At 72.9% G+C, this 15,494-nt stretch carries 13 protein-coding genes; 5 read left to right on the forward strand and 8 right to left on the reverse strand.

All coding sequences use genetic code 11. The features are described 5' to 3' along the window. The first annotated feature begins 38 nt into the window (after positions 1-38). Positions 39-2,510 (forward strand): glycoside hydrolase family 3 protein, encoded by a 2,472-nt coding sequence (locus ACFWVV_RS12825; protein WP_384341585.1) that lies wholly within the window; start codon positions 39-41, stop codon positions 2,508-2,510. On the opposite strand, the gene ACFWVV_RS12830 is transcribed toward ACFWVV_RS12825, so the two are convergent. Beyond that, positions 2,507-3,457: an SGNH/GDSL hydrolase family protein gene (locus ACFWVV_RS12830; RefSeq protein WP_384341582.1), complete on the reverse strand. Its 951-nt coding sequence runs from the start codon at positions 3,455-3,457 to the stop codon at positions 2,507-2,509. The genes ACFWVV_RS12825 and ACFWVV_RS12830 overlap by 4 nt on opposite strands. Before the next feature lie 482 nt (positions 3,458-3,939). Between ACFWVV_RS12830 and ACFWVV_RS12835 the strand changes: the two genes are divergently transcribed. Both ACFWVV_RS12835 and ACFWVV_RS12840 read left to right on the forward strand, forming a co-directional pair. Further along, on the forward strand, positions 3,940-4,434 hold the full coding sequence (locus tag ACFWVV_RS12835; protein WP_384341580.1) for a DUF3145 domain-containing protein: 495 nt from the start codon (positions 3,940-3,942) through the stop codon (positions 4,432-4,434). A gap of 105 nt (positions 4,435-4,539) precedes the next feature. After that, a complete protein-coding gene (locus ACFWVV_RS12840; RefSeq protein WP_384342158.1) occupies positions 4,540-6,129 on the forward strand; it encodes a PQQ-binding-like beta-propeller repeat protein in 1,590 nt (529 codons plus the stop codon). A gap of 115 nt (positions 6,130-6,244) precedes the next feature. On the opposite strand, the gene fabF is transcribed toward ACFWVV_RS12840, so the two are convergent. From fabF to fasR, 5 genes are all read right to left on the reverse strand, one after another. After that, positions 6,245-7,513, reverse strand: coding sequence for a beta-ketoacyl-ACP synthase II (gene fabF, locus ACFWVV_RS12845; RefSeq protein ID WP_384341579.1), 1,269 nt, complete (start codon positions 7,511-7,513; stop codon positions 6,245-6,247). A gap of 82 nt (positions 7,514-7,595) precedes the next feature. Continuing rightward, on the reverse strand, positions 7,596-7,844 hold the full coding sequence (locus tag ACFWVV_RS12850) for an acyl carrier protein (protein WP_384341577.1): 249 nt from the start codon (positions 7,842-7,844) through the stop codon (positions 7,596-7,598). Positions 7,845-7,920: 76 nt separating this feature from the next. Beyond that, complete coding sequence (locus ACFWVV_RS12855; RefSeq protein WP_384341575.1) at positions 7,921-8,952, reverse strand: ketoacyl-ACP synthase III; 1,032 nt, start codon at positions 8,950-8,952, stop codon at positions 7,921-7,923. An 11-nt stretch (positions 8,953-8,963) separates the two neighbouring features. Further along, a complete protein-coding gene (locus ACFWVV_RS12860) occupies positions 8,964-9,884 on the reverse strand; it encodes an ACP S-malonyltransferase (protein ID WP_384341573.1) in 921 nt (306 codons plus the stop codon). 89 nt (positions 9,885-9,973) lie between these two features. Next, positions 9,974-11,104 carry a fatty acid biosynthesis transcriptional regulator FasR gene (fasR, locus tag ACFWVV_RS12865; RefSeq protein WP_384342156.1) on the reverse strand — a complete coding sequence of 377 codons (1,131 nt, stop codon included), beginning with the start codon at positions 11,102-11,104 and terminating at the stop codon, positions 9,974-9,976. A 182-nt stretch (positions 11,105-11,286) separates the two neighbouring features. On the opposite strand from fasR, the gene ACFWVV_RS12870 reads away from it, so the two are divergent. After that, positions 11,287-11,955 carry a pirin family protein gene (locus ACFWVV_RS12870; RefSeq protein WP_384341571.1) on the forward strand — a complete coding sequence of 223 codons (669 nt, stop codon included), beginning with the start codon at positions 11,287-11,289 and terminating at the stop codon, positions 11,953-11,955. On the opposite strand, the gene ACFWVV_RS12875 is transcribed toward ACFWVV_RS12870, so the two are convergent. After that, positions 11,949-13,898 (reverse strand): serine/threonine-protein kinase, encoded by a 1,950-nt coding sequence (locus tag ACFWVV_RS12875; protein ID WP_384341569.1) that lies wholly within the window; start codon positions 13,896-13,898, stop codon positions 11,949-11,951. The genes ACFWVV_RS12870 and ACFWVV_RS12875 overlap by 7 nt on opposite strands. 91 nt (positions 13,899-13,989) lie before the next feature. On the opposite strand from ACFWVV_RS12875, the gene ACFWVV_RS12880 reads away from it, so the two are divergent. Next, complete coding sequence (locus ACFWVV_RS12880; RefSeq protein ID WP_384341568.1) at positions 13,990-14,574, forward strand: hypothetical protein; 585 nt, start codon at positions 13,990-13,992, stop codon at positions 14,572-14,574. Between the two features lie 47 nt (positions 14,575-14,621). On the opposite strand, the gene ACFWVV_RS12885 is transcribed toward ACFWVV_RS12880, so the two are convergent. Further along, positions 14,622-15,449: a serine hydrolase domain-containing protein gene (locus tag ACFWVV_RS12885; protein WP_384341566.1), complete on the reverse strand. Its 828-nt coding sequence runs from the start codon at positions 15,447-15,449 to the stop codon at positions 14,622-14,624. Between the last annotated feature and the right edge of the window lie 45 nt (positions 15,450-15,494).

The following is a 15,494-nucleotide window of genomic DNA, read 5'->3' on the forward strand; positions in this document are numbered from 1 at the left end:
CATGGGGTCACCAGCAGCTCCCCCAAGGAGGTACGGCCGTGGCAGACGAGTCCACCACCCAGCACACCGCGAGCAGCACAGCCGAGCAGATCCGCGAGGACGCCGTCGCTGCCGCACTCGGCAAGCTCGACCTCGACGCCAAGGCCCGTCTCCTGGCAGGCCAGGACATGTGGACGCTGCCCGCGCTCCCCGCGATCGGCCTGCGGTCACTCGTCTTCTCCGACGGGCCGATCGGTGTCCGGGGCGTCCGCTGGACCGCCGACGATCCGTCGGTCGCCCTGCCCTCGCCGACCGCGCTCGCCGCCACCTGGGACCCGGAGCTGGCCCGCCGGGCAGGCAGGCTGCTCGCCCAGGAGGCCCGCCGCAAGGGCGTGCACGTCCTGCTCGCCCCCACCGTGAACCTGCACCGCTCGCCGCTCGGCGGCCGGCACTTCGAGTGCTACTCCGAGGACCCCTACCTCACCGGCGAGATCGGCTCCGGTTACGTGCAGGGCGTCCAGGACGGCGGGGTGGGCACCACCGTCAAGCACTTCGTCGCCAACGACGCCGAGACCGACCGCTTCACCGTCAACAACGTCATCGCCCCGCGCCCGCTGCGCGAGCTCTACCTCGCCCCCTTCGAGGCGATCGTCGAAAACGCCCACCCGTGGGGCATCATGTGCGCCTACAACTCGGTCAACGGCACCACCATGTCCGAGCACCGCCACCTCCAGAACGAGGTCCTGCGCGGCGAGTGGGGCTTCGACGGCGCGATCGTCTCCGACTGGATGGCGGCCCGCTCCACCAAGGGCGGCATCGAGGGCGGCCTGGACGTCGCGATGCCGGGCCCCCGGACCGTGTACGGCGAAGCGCTCGCCGGCGCGGTGCGCGCGGGCGAGGTGGAGGAGTCCGTCGTCGACGAGGCCGTGCGCAACGTACTGCGCCTCGCCGCCCGCGTCGGCATCCTCGAGGGCGCCCCGGCGGTCGTGAGCGACCCGCCCGCCGGGATCGAAGGACAGGCGCTCGCCCGCGAAGTCGCCCGCCGCGCCCTCGTCCTCGTACGCAACGAGGGCGACGTCCTGCCCCTCGCCCCCACCGGCTCGGTGGCGCTCTCCGGCGCGGCCGCCCGCGACGCCCGCGTGCTCGGCGGCGGTTCCGCGACCGTCTTCCCGGAGCACGTCGTCTCCCCGCTGGACGGCCTGAGCGAGGCGCTCCCTTCCGGGTCGCTCACCTACTGCGTCGGCGCCGACCCCAGCGACGAGCTCGCCGTCGCCGACAAGGGCTTCGAGCTGCGCGCGGTCTGCCGCGACGAGTCCGGCGCGATCATCGGCGAGGGCTCGCTGCCGGGCGGCCAGGTCCAGTGGATCGGTGACGACCTCCCCGACGGCGTCACCCACGACAACCTGCACTCCGTCGAGGTCGTCGGCACCTTCACGCCGCGCGAGACCGGCGAGCACCTCTTCGGCACCCGGGGCCAGGGCCACTTCACGCTGACCGTGGACGGCGAGACCCACTACGACGGCTTCCACGGGCCGCGCGAGGACGCGGACCCGTTCGAGTCCTTCTTCGGCGCCCCGGTGGAGCGCGGCCGCACGCACCTCACCGAGGGGCGGCCCGTCACGGTCTCCCTGCACCACACCGTCGTCAGGAACACCGGCTCACCGCTGACCGCCGTGATGTTCTCGCTCTCCCACCTCTCGCCGCGGCGCGACGCGGACGAACTGATCGCGGAGGCCGTGGCGGCCGCCCGCGGCGCCGATACGGCGGTCGTCGTGGTCGCCACCACCGACCGCGTCGAGTCCGAGGGCTTCGACCGCACGGACCTCGTGCTCCCCGGCCGCCAGAACGACCTGGTGCGCGCCGTCGCCGCCGCCAACCCCCGTACCGTCGTCGTCGTCAACTCCGGCTCCCCGGTGGAGATGCCGTGGCGCGAGAAGGTGGCCGCGGTGCTGCTCACCTGGTTCCCCGGCCAGGAAGGGGGCGCGGCCCTCGCCGACGTCCTGCTCGGCACGGAGGAGCCGGGCGGACGGCTGCCCACCACCTGGCCCGCCGCCTTCGCCGACGTGCCCGTCACGGAGGTCACCCCCACCGGCGGCCGGCTCGCCTACACCGAGGGCGTGTTCATCGGCTACCGCGCCTGGGACAGGGCCGGAGCCACCCCCGCGTACCCCTTCGGCCACGGCCTCGGCTACACCACCTGGGAGTACGAGTCCCTCACCCTGGACGGTACGACCGCCAGGGTCCGTCTCCGCAACACGGGCGAGCGCGGCGGCCGCGAGGTCGTCCAGATCTACCTGGCGCCGGTCGCGGACACCGTGGAGCGGCCCGCGCGCGTGCTGGCCGGCTTCGCGAGCGTGCGGGCGGAGGCAGGGCAGAGCGTGGAGGTGTCCGTCGAGGTGCCGCGCCGGGCGTTCGAGATCTGGGACGAGACCACCCGCTCCTGGTCCTTCGTGCCCGGCCGCTACGAGGTGGAAGCGGCCCACTCCCTCACGGACCGCCGCCTGAGCTCCCCGCTGGAAGCCCGTCCTTAGGGGCGGGGCTGCCGGGGTGCCGCCTGCGCGACACCCCGGTACGCCAGTTCCGCCAGCCGCCGCTGGCCGTCCACGCTCGGATGGAACCAGTCCCACTGGCTCAACTGGGCCCCGCCGAAGGCGAAGGAGAAGACCGCCCCGCCGTCGTACCGGCACCAGCGGTCCTTCGCACACACCTCGCGCAGCACCTCGTTGTAGTCCTGCACACGGGTGCGCACCGCGTCCCGCCGGGCCGCCGCCCGCCCGCTCGTCGCGTCCGCGTCGCCGAGCATCGAGGGGCACACCCCCAGCGCCCACACCTGCTTGGCGGCCGGGGTGGCCCTGCCCTGCGACCACAGCCGCTTCAGGTCGGGCACACTCGCCACGTACACCTGCGTCTTCGGCAGTTCCGCGCGCAGGGTGCGCAGCGACTTCTCGAACGAGGCGCGGAAGTCCGCCACCGGCGTCATGGCCGCCACCGAGCTGCGGCAGGCGTCGTTCGCCCCGGTCAGCACCGTGACCAGCTCGGGGCGGTGCGCGGCGGCCCTGGTCATCTGCTGCGGCAGGTCGGACATCCGGGAGCCGGAGACCGCCAGGTTCCAGCTGCGGCTCGCAGCCCCTTCGGGCCCCAGCAGGCGCAGCGCCAGGCTGTTGACGGACGCGTTCGTACCGGTGGCCCAGGACACCTCGGGGCAGTCCGCGAGGACCGAGCAGGCGTCGAACCCGCGTGTGATCGAATCGCCGACGGCAACGAGCGAGGCGGGCGAGCGGTCCCACTCAGGAGTGGGCTTCGGCTTCGGCCCCGCGGTCGGGGCCGCGGACCGCTCACCCCGGGGCGTCGCACCGGACGGGGCCCGGTCCGCGCCGCCGCACCCGGCCACCGCGAGCAGGACACCGGCCGCCAGCGCGCCGGCCGCACCGCGCACGCGCCGCTTCGTCCGTGTCCGGCCCCGGCTGCTGTCCCGCATGCTGTGCTTCCCTCCGCGCGACGGTGTGCGTGGTCCGCGCCCGCCGTCCGTGTGCTTCGTCGGTGTGCTTCGCCCGTGTGCGCTGTCCGCGTGCTGCGCCTGTGTGCTGCGTCCGCGTGCAGTGGCCGTGTGCTTCGCCTGTGTGCGCCGCCCGGGTGTGTCCTTCCGGGAAACGCCGGAATCCCCGCCAGTTCCCTGCCCCCGGACCGACACTACGTCACACCCCGGCACACGCCGCACGGTAGCTTTTCCCCCACGGCACCAGCGCCGGGCCCCCGTGACACCACCTCCGGTACTCCGTCCCTCACGTACCGGTAAATAATGTGACGTCACATACTGTCCCTTTTCAGGAGATTCACTCCTGATGCTGTTTACTGTTGACAACCTCGGGAGCCGGCCGGGCGTGTCATCTCGAACGCGCGGTCAGGGAGCACGAGGCCGCTGGTGAAGGCGAACCTCGACCCACACAGCAGGAGGTCCCGGTGACGACACGTGGAGTTCTCTACGTCCACTCCGCACCGCGCGCGATGTGCCCCCATGTCGAATGGGCGGTGGGTTCCGTGCTCGGTGTACGAGTCGGTCTCGACTGGATCAGGCAGCCGGCCGCGCCCGGCACCTGGAGATCCGAATTCTCCTGGCAGGGCAGCCCCGGCACGGCGTCCAAGCTGGCGTCCGCACTGCGCGGCTGGGACATGCTCCGCTTCGAAGTGACGGCGGAACCCTGCCCCACCGCCGAGGGCGAGCGCTACAGCTCGACCCCGGTGCTCGGCATCTTCCACGCCGTCACCGGCATGCACGGCGACATCCTCATCCCCGAGGACCGGCTGCGGGCCGCCCTCGCCCGTGCCGCGCGCGGCGAGAGCGAGCTGGAGGCCGAGGTCTCCCGCCTCCTCGGCAAACCCTGGGACGACGAACTCGAACCCTTCCGGTACGCCGGCGAGGGCGCCCCCGTGCGCTGGCTGCACCAGGTCGTCTGACCGGATTTCCGGCCCGCGTGATCATCCGCGCCCGGACCGGTATAGATTCCGCCCACAGTTGAATGAGCTTTTACCTGTGGGGGGTACGGAGTGCGTGTGGGTCAGATGGTGGCCGGGGCTGCCGTCGTCGTTTCGGGGGGCCTGGTCGCGGCGGCGATCAGGTTCCACATCGAGGATTCGCGGCTCGAGCGGATCGAGGGCACCTGTAACGGGGACAACTGTCTGCCCGGCTCCTCCTCCGTCGACGGCTGGGCCCACGCCTTCACCGTCCTCGGGGCGATCGCGCTGCTGAGCACCGTGCTGGTCTTCATCGCCTTCGTCGTTCCACCGCCGCCCCAGGGACCCGACGGCGAAGTCACCGGCCCTTCCCCGCACCGCAAGCGCGCCTGGATCGCCCTTCCGCTGGCAGTGGCGGGCATCGCCGCGTTCCTGTGGCCCGCGGGGGCCTGGGCCGCCTCGCTGCCCGGCAAGGCCCACTCCGTCGCCTGGGCCCTCCCGTACGAAAGCACCGGGCCGCAGAACGGCGGCAGCGGAAACGGCGCGCGGAGCGTGCGGACCCTCCCGGCGGGCCGCAACCTCGTGCGGGTCACCCCGGACGCGCTCACCGCGTTCTCCCTGGCCGACGGCCACCGCCAGTGGCGCACCCCCGTGCCGCCGCGCCGCACCGCGTGCGGCGCCGGCCTGCGCGCCGCCGCGGACCTCGCCCTCGTCGGCTACGCCCGCTTCGAGGAGCCGTGCACCGAGCTGGCCGCCGTCGACCTCGCCACCGGCAGGACCCGCTGGCAGCGGAGCCTGCGCTTCGACAGGTACGACCCACATGCCAGGACCGGCATTTTCGCCCTGGCGGACCGTACCGCCGTCGCCGTGGAGAGCGAGCGGCTGCGCGCCTTCGACGCGACCACCGGCAGAGCGGTCTGGACGCGGCCCTTCGGCGACAAGCGACTGTGCACGGCCGCTGCGCTGGGCGCCTCGGCGGACCGTGTCCTGCTCGTGGAGGAGTGCCGCAAGGAGTACGGCCAGAACGCCGCCACCTCCCGGCTGATCGCCCTCGACGCCGCCACCGGCAAGCAGCTCTGGCGCACCACGCTGCCGGTGGAGTCGCGTGCGATGCACGCCTCCTTCACGTCCACCTCGCCCCTGGTGCTGCGGATCAAGGAGCTGGACGAGCGCGGGGTGGACGCCTTCCTGTCGTACGACGACAAGGGGCGCCCCCGTGCGGTCCTGAAGGTTTCCCGCCACGCCAGTGGCAACGCGAACGCCAACTCCGAGACCGAGGGCCTCATCGGTATGCCGTCGGAGGCCCGCGTGGACGGCGACCGGCTGATCGCGGGGGCGATCTCGCCGGGGGAGACCTCCGTGCGCTGGGTCGGCGCGTTCTCCCTGGCCACCGGGGAGCGGCAGTGGCTCAGGCGGCTGCCCCACCGGGCCACGGCGCTGCTCACCGGCACCGGCGGGCGGCTCACCGTCCTGACCGAGGGGGACAGCACGCCCTACCTGGCCTCGTACGACCTGCGCACCGGGCGCAGGACCGCCGCCCCGCTCGGCGTCCTCGGCTCGCGGACCCCGAACCCGTCGTCGGCGACGCTGCTCCAGGGTCCGGGCTCCACCGTGGTGATCGTCAACGAGGACGAACCCCACTCCTACAGCAGCGACAAGCACCTCTCGGAACCCGTCCCGGTCTTCGCGGTCCGCTGAGCACGTCCGCTGAGCACGGCTGCGAGGCCCGTGCCCCGAGGTCCGCCTGAGGAAACGGCGAAGGCCCGCCCCCAGCAGGGAGCGGGCCTTCGGCTCGTCGGCGTACGAGAAGCGCTCAGACCGTACGGAACGCCAGCACCACGTTGTGGCCGCCGAAGCCGAACGAGTTGTTCAGGGCGGCGATCGTGCCCTCGGCGGGCAGGGCGCGCGGCTTGTCGCGGACGATGTCCGCCTCCGCCGCCTCCGGGTCGAGGTCGTCCACGTTGATGGTCGGCGGGGCCGTCCTGTGGTGCAGCGCCAGCACGGTCGCGACCGTCTCGATGCCGCCCGCACCGCCCAGCAGGTGACCGGTCATCGACTTCGTCGCGGACACCGCGACATGGTCGAGGTCGTCGCCCAGCACCTTGCGGAGCGCCTTGATCTCGGCGACGTCGCCCTGCGGGGTGGACGTGGCGTGCGCGTTGAGGTGCGCGATCTCGGACGGGGCCAGACCGGTGGAGTCCAGCAGCTGCTGGAGGGCGGCGGCGATGCCGCGCCCGGTCGGCTCCGGCTGCGCGATGTGGTGCGCGTCGGAGGACAGGCCCTGGCCGACGGCCTCGCAGTAGACCCGCGCACCGCGCCGCTCGGCGTGCTCCGCCGACTCCAGGACGACGATGCCGGCGCCCTCGCCGAGGACGAAGCCGTCCCGGGCGGTGTCGTAGGGGCGCGAGGCCTTCTCGGGCTCGTCGTTGTTCTTCGACATCGCCATCATGTTGGCGAACGCGGCGACCGGCAGCGGGTGGATCGTCGCCTCCGTACCGCCGGCGATGACGACGTCGGCGCGGCCGCTGCGGATCATCTCGATCGCGTAGCCGACCGCCTCGGCGCCGGACGCGCACGCGCTGACCACGGAGTGCACGCCCGCCTGGGCGCCCATCTCCAGGCCGACGTTCGCGGACGGGCCGTTGGGCATGAGCATGGGAACGGTGTGCGGGGAGACGCGGCGTACGCCCTTCTCCTTCAGCACGTCGTACTGGTCGAGCAGGGTGGTGATGCCGCCGATGCCGGAGGAGACGACCGCGCCCAGCCGTTCGGGGGCGATGGACGTGTCCTCACCGGCCTTGGCGGTGAAGCCCGCGTCGGCCCAGGCCTCGCGCGCGGCGATGACCGCGAACTGTGCCGAGCGGTCCAGCTTGCGGGCCAGCGGGCGCGGCAGCACCTCGGAGGGGTCCACGGCCGCCTGGGCGGCGATGCGTACCGGAAGATCGGCGAAGCGCTCACCCTCGAGAGGGCTCACTCCGGACCGGCCTGCCAGCAGACCCTCCCAGGTCGATGCGGCGTCGCCACCCAGCGGGGTTGTTGCGCCGATACCGGTGACGACCACGGTGCGATTGGTCGGGCTCACAGGAATTCTTTCTCCACGTGTAGAGGGGGAAGTTTTTCACGGCGCCACCGCCGGGTGGCGACACAGAACATCAGGGGCTGAATCAGCCCTGGTGCTCCAGGATGTACTTGGCGGCGTCGCCGACCGTCTTGAGGTTCTTGACGTCCTCGTCCGGGATCTTCACCTCGAAGCGCTCCTCGGCGGCGACGACGACCTCGACCATGGACAGCGAGTCGACGTCCAGGTCGTCGGTGAAGGACTTGTCCAGCTGGACGTCCTCCTGCGGGATGCCGGCGATCTCGTTGACGATCTCGGCGAGACCTTCGAGGATCTCTTCCTGAGTGGCGGCCATGATGGCGCTCCTTCGATGTGTGGGAATCAGAGTGCAAAGAGGGGGGCGTTGTCCGGAGGAAACCGAAGCAATTGCCCTAGGGGAGGGTAACGACCGTCGCGGCGTACACGAGACCCGCCCCGAAGCCGATGACGAGGGCGGTGTCGCCGCTCTTCGCCTGTCCGGTCGCCAGGAGCCGCTCCATCGCGAGCGGAATCGAGGCGGCCGAGGTGTTGCCGGTGGTTTCGATGTCACGGGCGACCGTGACGTGCTCCGGCAGCTTGAGGGTCTTCACCATCGAGTCGATGATCCGCATGTTGGCCTGGTGCGGAATGAAGACGTCCAGGTCGTCCGCGGAGATCCCGGCCGCGTCCAGCGCCTGCTGGGCGACTTTCGCCATCTCGAAGACGGCCCAGCGGAACACCGCCTGGCCCTCCTGCGTGATGGCCGGGAACTTGACCTCGCCGCGGCTGTCCAGCGGCAGCTGGGAGACGTCGCCGATGCGGAACCGGTCCCAGGCGACCGTCTGCTTGATGGTCTCGGACTTGTCGCCCTCGGAACCCCACACGGTCGGGCCGATGTGCGGCTCCTGCGAGGGACCGACCACGACCGCGCCCGCGCCGTCGCCGAACAGGAAGGCCGTCGCGCGGTCCTCCAGGTCGGTGAGGTCGCTGAGCCGCTCCACGCCGATGACGAGTACGTACTCCGCCGAGCCCTCGACGACCATGCCCTTGGCCAGGGTCAGTCCGTATCCGAAGCCGGCGCATCCGGCGGAGATGTCGAAGGCGGCGGGACGGTTCGCGCCGATCCTGTGCGCGATCTCGGTCGCGACGGCGGGGGTCTGCTTGAAGTGCGAGACCGTGGAGACGATGACCCCGCCGATCTGCTCGGGGTCGATCCCGGCGTCGGCGATGGCCTTGCCGGACGCCTCGATCGACATCATCGCGACGGTCTCCTCCTCGCCGGCCCAGTGGCGGGTGGCGATTCCGGAGCGCGAGCGGATCCACTCGTCGGACGAGTCGATCCTTTCGAGGATCACCTCGTTGGGCACGACACGGGTCGGACGGTAGCCGCCCACCCCGAGGATGCGTGCGTACGGGGCGCCCTTGCTGGGCTTGATCTTCGACATCTGCTCGCTCCTTACGCGTCCGCGTGCTCGGCGAGGAGCGCGCGGGCCGCGTCGAGGTCGTCGGGGGTCTTGAGCGCGAGGGTCCTGACCCCGGGGAGGGCCCGCTTGGCGAGACCCGTCAGGGTGCCTCCCGGGCAGACCTCGATCAGAGCGGTCGTGCCCAGCTCCTGGAAGGTCTCCATGCACAGGTCCCAGCGGACCGGGTTGGAGACCTGGTTCACCAGGCGCGCGACGACCTCGGAACCGCTGGTGACGGCCTTGCCGTCGGCGTTCGATACGTAGGTGACGGCGGGGTCGGACACCGCCAGGTCCTGGGCGGCCTTGCCGAGTTCGGCGACCGCCGGGGCCATGTGGTCGGTGTGGAACGCGCCGGCGACCTTCAGGGCGACGACCCGGCGCACCCCCTCCGGCTTGTCCGCGTCCAGCGCCGCGAGCTGCTCGGCCGTACCGGCGGCGACGATCTGGCCGGCACCGTTCACGTTCGCCGGGGTCAGACCGAGCTTCTTCAGGTGCGCGAGCGTCACCTCGGGGTCGCCGCCGAGCAGGGCGGCCATGCCCGTCTCGGAGACGGCGGCGGCCCGGGCCATGCCGAGGCCGCGGGTGCGGACGAACCGCAGGGCGGCCTCGTCGGTGAGCACACCGGCGAACACGGCGGCGGTGATCTCACCGACGCTGTGCCCGGCGACGGCGCCGGCCGGGGAGACGTCACCGAGCGCGGACGCCGACAGCAGACCGGCGGCGACCAGCAGGGGCTGGGCGACGGCGGTGTCACGGATGGCGTCCGCGTCGGCCTTCGTGCCGTAGTGGACGAGGTCGAGCCCGATGGCGTCGGACCAGGCCGCGATGCGGTCGGCCGCGCCGGGGAGGTCGAGCCAGGGAGTCAGGAAGCCGGGCGTCTGAGCGCCTTGGCCGGGAGCGACGAGTACGAGCACCCTCACACTCTCTCTTGTGTGCGGCCTCTTCTGCCCGTGGGGACTGGGACGAAGAACCGTCGGACGAATTGTTTGTATCCAACAAAAGTCTAGGTCGCCGGATCCCCGTCGGCCAGACGCCCCAGGATCAGGGCGATACGGAGCGTGAACGCCGAGCGGACGTCGGAGGGTGACCAGCCGGTGACGTCTGTCACACGTCGGAGCCGGTAGCGCACGGTATTGGGGTGCACGAAGAGCATCCGGGCCGCCCCCTCCAGACTGCTCGCCTGTTCCAGATAGACGCTCAGGGTCTCCAGAAGCGCGGAGCCAGCCTCTTCCAGCGGTCTGTAGATCTCCTCTACCAGCTGGTCACGGGCAGCAGGGTCGGAGGCGATCGCCCGCTCCGGCAGGAGATCGTCCGCCAGCACGGGCCGCGGGGCGTCCTGCCAGGCCGTGCACGCCTTGAGCCCGGCGGCCGCCGCCTGCGCGGACCGCGTCGCGGCCAGCAGGTCCGGCACGACGGGTCCCGCGACCACGGGCCCGGCCGCGTAGGGGCCGATCAGGGCCTTCGCCACCTGCATCGGATTGTCGCTGCCGCCCGCGATGACGACCAGCCGGGTGCCGAGCACCCCGGTCAACACCTGGAGCTTGGCGTGCCGGGCGGCCCGCCGGATCGCCTCCACGGTCAGCTCGGAGTCCCCGTCGGGGGCGGTGCCCAGCACCACGCACACGTGCTCGGGGGAGTTCCAGCCGAGCGCGGCGGCCCGGGAGACCGCGCCCTCGTCCGCCTCGCCGGAGAGCACCGCGTTCACGACCAGCGATTCGAGCCGCGCGTCCCACGCGCCCCGCGCCTCCGCCGCCTGCGCGTACACCTGGGCGGTCGCGAAGGCGATCTCCCGGGCGTACACCAGGAGCGCCTCGCGCAGCACCGACTCGTCACCGGGGGCGGCGACCTCCTCGATCGCCGACTCCATGACCTCGATGGTCGTACGGACCATCTCCACGGTCTGGCGCAGCGTGATCGCCCGCGTCAGCTCGCGCGGCGCCGTCCCGAACACGTCGGTGGAAATCGCCTGCGGGGTCTCCGGGTGCCGGAACCACTCCGTGAACGCGGCGATGCCCGCCTGGGCGACCAGGCCGATCCACGACCGGTTCTCCGGCGGCATCGCCCGGTACCAGGGCAGCGTCTCGTCCATCCGCGCGATCGCGCTCGCGGCGAGGCTGCCGGCGGAACGCTCCAGCCGCTTGAGGGTCGCGGTGTGCGGGTGGGCGGCGCGCCGCCCCGCCCCGTCCGCGGACCCCGGTGCGGGCGCGGACGGCTCGGGCTGCGGCGCCGGCTGCTGCGGCGGTTCGGGTCGGGGCACGGTGACAAGACTGCCTTATCCGGCACCCCGCCCGGTGTCCCGGGGCTACCGTGGTCCCCGTGATGTCCCTGCACCGCGCCGCCGACCGCTACCGGGGCGGCGAGCGCGCCGCCGGTATCGAGTCCCTGCACGCCTTCTCCTTCGGCCACTTCTACGACCCGGACAACCTCCGCTTCGGCCCGGTCCTCGCCTGCAACGAGGAACGCCTGGCCCCCGGCGCGGGATTCGGCGAACACCCGCACAGCCACACGGAGATCGTCACCTGGGTGGTGGAGGGCGAGCTGACGCACCTCGACTCGGCGGGCCACGCCACCGTCGTACGCGCCGGGGACCTCCAGCACCTCAGCGCGGCGGACGGCGTGCGGCACGTGGAGCGCAACGAGGGGGCCGGGCCGCTTCAGTTCGTGCAGATGTGGCTGGCCCCGCTGGTGCCTGGCGGCGACCCGGCGTACACGCTGGTGCGGGGGATCGCCGACGGGGCCCCGTACGAGGTGCCGGCGGCGGGCGCCGTGCTGCACGTGCGCCGCCTCGGCGGCCCCGGGGAGCGGATGCCGCTGCCGGAGACCGCCTACGTCCATGTCGTACGGGGTGAAGTGGCCTGCGGGGGCGAGGTGCTGGGCCCCGGTGACTCGGTGCGGAGCGACGGCGGCCGGGGCCCGGACCCGCGCGCACTGACGGCCCGGGCCGCCGCCGAGGTGCTGGTGTGGGAGTTCGGCGGACGTCAGTAGCCGGAGCCGGCGGGCTCTTCCGCGTTGCGCCACAGCGTGAGGTCGAGGGTGACGTGGTCACTGGGGTCGGACGCGGAGGACCTGCCGCGGAAGGTGACCAGGCCGATGTGGCCGTCCTCCGTGTGCACGCAGATCTGCGAACCGGCGGAGACCTGGCGGATCGTGACGCGCTCGGTGAAGCGGGTCTCGTTGCGGCAGGTCTTCAGCGAGCCCTTCTGGGAGTTGTTCAGGAGGGAGATCTTCTTGCTCCTGCTGCCCAGGTAGCGCTCGTTGCTCCAGTAGTAGAAGTCCGCGTCGGCCTCGTAGGCGGCGTCGCCGGAGTGGATCGGCCGGGGCGGGGAGTCGGCGAACCGGATGTAGTAGTCGTTCGTCAGGTTCACGCCCTTGTACGTCACCGGCTTGGGGTCGGGGCGCGTGGTGCCGCCCGTGCCGGACGCGGTGGGGCCCGGCTTGTCGTCCTTGGTTGTGGGCAGGTTGGCGATCAGCGCCGCGCAGCCGCCGACGGGCACCAGCACCGCCGCGATCGCGATCAGGGCGATGGCCCCGCCGCTCATCTTCTTCTTGGGCGGCGGCTGCGGCGCCCAGCCCGGCTGCGGCTGCGCCGGGTACGGAGCGGCGTGCAGACTGTGCGGCTGCTGGGTCTGGGAGGGGTACGTGGGGTGGGAGGGGCCGGCACCGGGGTGGGTGGCCGGGCCGCCCGGCTGCGGACCGCCCGGTTGCGGACCGCTCGGGTGAGGGCCGCTCGGGTGCGGCCCCGGCTGGTGCGGTCCTCCTGGCGGGACCCCCGGCCCCTGGAGCCCCGGATACGTGCCGGGGTACGGCGGCGGGGTCGGCGGTGCGGCGTGGGGCGGAGGCGGGGGAGTGGCGGCCTCCGTCGGGGCGTGGTGCACCCCGCCGGGCCCGGCCCCGGGAACCACGGCGGCCCCATCAGCCCTGCCTGCCCCGTCAGCCCTGCCTGCACCATCAGACCGGTCGGCCCCACCGGCCTCGCCGGACGCCCCGCTCCCCTCGCTCGCCGACATCTGCGTCCGCATCGCCGCCCAGGCGCGGGTCCTGCGGTCGATGTCCTGTGTCATCGGCTCCGGCAGCCAACTGCCCTGCTGGCTCAGCGGGTCGGGAGAGGCGGCCCGGCACAGCTCGATGACCTCGGCCGGCTCCGGCCGCTGCGCCGGGTCCTTGGCCAGGCAGCGCGCCAGGAAGCCCAGTTCGTCGGGCAGCCCGGTCAGATCCGGCTCCTCGTGCACGATCCGGTAGAGCACGGCGTGCGAATTGCCCTCGCCGTGGGCGGTGTTGCCCAGCGCCGCGTACACACCGACCTGCCCGAGCGCGAAGACGTCCGATGCGGGCCCGAGCTCCCTGCCCGCCGCCTGCTCCGGCGACATGAAGGCGGGCGTCCCGATCCTGACCCCGGTCCCGGTGAGCGCGGTCGCGTCGGCGGCGCGCGCGATCCCGAAGTCGATGACCTTGGGTCCGTCGGCCCCGAGCAGGACGTTGGCGGGCTTCAGGTCCCGGTGCACGATGCCCGCCGCGTGGATGACCTTCAGTGCCTCCGCCATCCCGGCGAGCAGCCGCAGGACGGCGGGCACCGGCAGCCTGCCGTGGTCGGCGACGGCGGTGGCGAGCGAGGGCCCGGGCACGTAGGCGGTGGCCAGCCAGGGGCGGCTGGCCTCGGTGTCGAAGTCGATGACGGGTGCGGTGTAGAGCCCCTGCACCCGCTGCGCCGCCTGCACCTCCAGCCGGAACCGCTGCCGGAACCCGGGGTCGTCACCCAGCTCGGGCCGGATCACCTTGACGGCGATCGGATGCCCGCCGGGCGTGTACGACAGATACACCTGTCCCATGCCGCCCGCGCCGAGGCGGGCGGCGAGCCGGTAACCGGAGACCGTACGAGGGTCTTTGTCCTCCAGAGGGTGGAACTGTCCGTCCGTGCTGTCCTGGTGCATCTGCCCATCCCGCCCGTTGAACCGTGTGAAGGTGTCGCCGCCGTCGGGTGGGAGGGTAGCCCAACGCTGCGCGGGCCTACGCTTCCTCCTCATGACCGCCACTCCCGGAGCCGAAGACCCCGCCGCGTCCACCGCCCGCGTGCGGCGCTTCCTCGCCCTGCACGACTACGGCATGGGCGGAACGTGGTGGTGGATCGAGGCGCGGTCGGCGCGCGAGGTGCGGGAGACCTTCGCGTGGACCGAGGTGGTCGACGACCCGAGGACGGTGGCCCGGTTCGAGGCCGAGGGGAACGTCGAGGTCGTCGGCATCGACGACCCGGTGCTGCCGCCGGGACTGGACGCCCTGCGCGCCGAGCGGGCCGCGCAGCGCGGGCACCCGGACTTCGGCGCGCTCGCGGGACGGGACGTGGTGCACCTGCGGCGCCGCTGGGACGAGGGCGACGGGGCCCCGGTCGACTATCTGATGGAGGTCGGCCCCGACGGCCGCCGCAGCCGTCAGGTGGAGGTGGCCGGGGACGGCAGCGGCGTGCGCGGCACGGCCGGCGACTGGCCCTTCAACCCGCCGGTCGTCGACCTCTACGACCCGGAACCGGCCGGACAGGAGATCGGCGGGGACGAGTTCGAGGAGGAGTGGGCGCGCGCCCGGCCGATGACGGACGCCGACCGCCGGGCCTGACCGCCGGGGGCCGTGCCCAACGGCGGCCGGTTGGGCCCCGTCGGTGCTCAGGACGTGCGGGCCTCCGCCAGGACGGCGTCGACGAACGGGGGCCAGACCTCCGCCGCCCACGGGCCGAAGGGGCGGTCGGTGAGGGCGACGGCGGCGAGGCCCGCGTCCGGGTCGACCAGGAGGAAGGTGCCCGCCTGGCCGAAGTGGCCGAAGGTGCGCGGGGAGGACGAACTGCCGGTCCAGTGCGGCGACTTGCTGTCGCGGATCTCGAAGCCGAGGCCCCAGTCGTTGGGGTTCTGGTGGCCGAAGCCGGGGAGCACGCCCTTGGTGCCGGGGTAGTGCACGGTGAGGGTGGCCTCGGCGACCGTACGGGGGTCCAGCAGGCGCGGCGCCTGGAGCTCGGCGGCGAAGCGGAGCAGGTCGTCGACGGTCGAGATGCCGTCCCGGGCCGGGGAACCGGCGCCTTCGAGAGCGGTGGCCGTCATGCCGAGGGGCTCCAGGACCGCCTGGCGGAGGTAGTCCGCGAAGGGGATCTCGGTGGCCTTGGTGAGGTGGTCGCCGAGGGCCTCGAAACCGGCGTTGGAGTAGAGGCGCCGGGTGCCGGGCTCGGAGGTGACGCGGTTCTCGTCGTACGCCAGGCCGCTGGTGTGGGCGAGCAGGTGGCGGACCGTGGATCCGGGCGGGCCCGCCGGCTCGTCCAGCTCGATCGCGCCCTCCTCGTACGCCACCAGGGCCGCGTACGCGGCGAGCGGCTTGGTGACGGAGGCGAGCGGGAAGCGGTGGCCGCCCGGCCCGTGCGACCCGAGGACGGTGCCGTCCGCCCGTACGACGGCTGCGGCCGCGGTGGGCACCGGCCAGGACTCGATCATCGTCACGCTCTGCATGACGTCGAGCCTAACCGGCGCCCCGGGCGAGCTGTCTCCGGGCGC

The organism is Streptomyces sp. NPDC058663, assembly GCF_042716745.1.
In the GTDB taxonomy this organism is placed as follows: Bacteria; Actinomycetota; Actinomycetes; order Streptomycetales; family Streptomycetaceae; genus Streptomyces.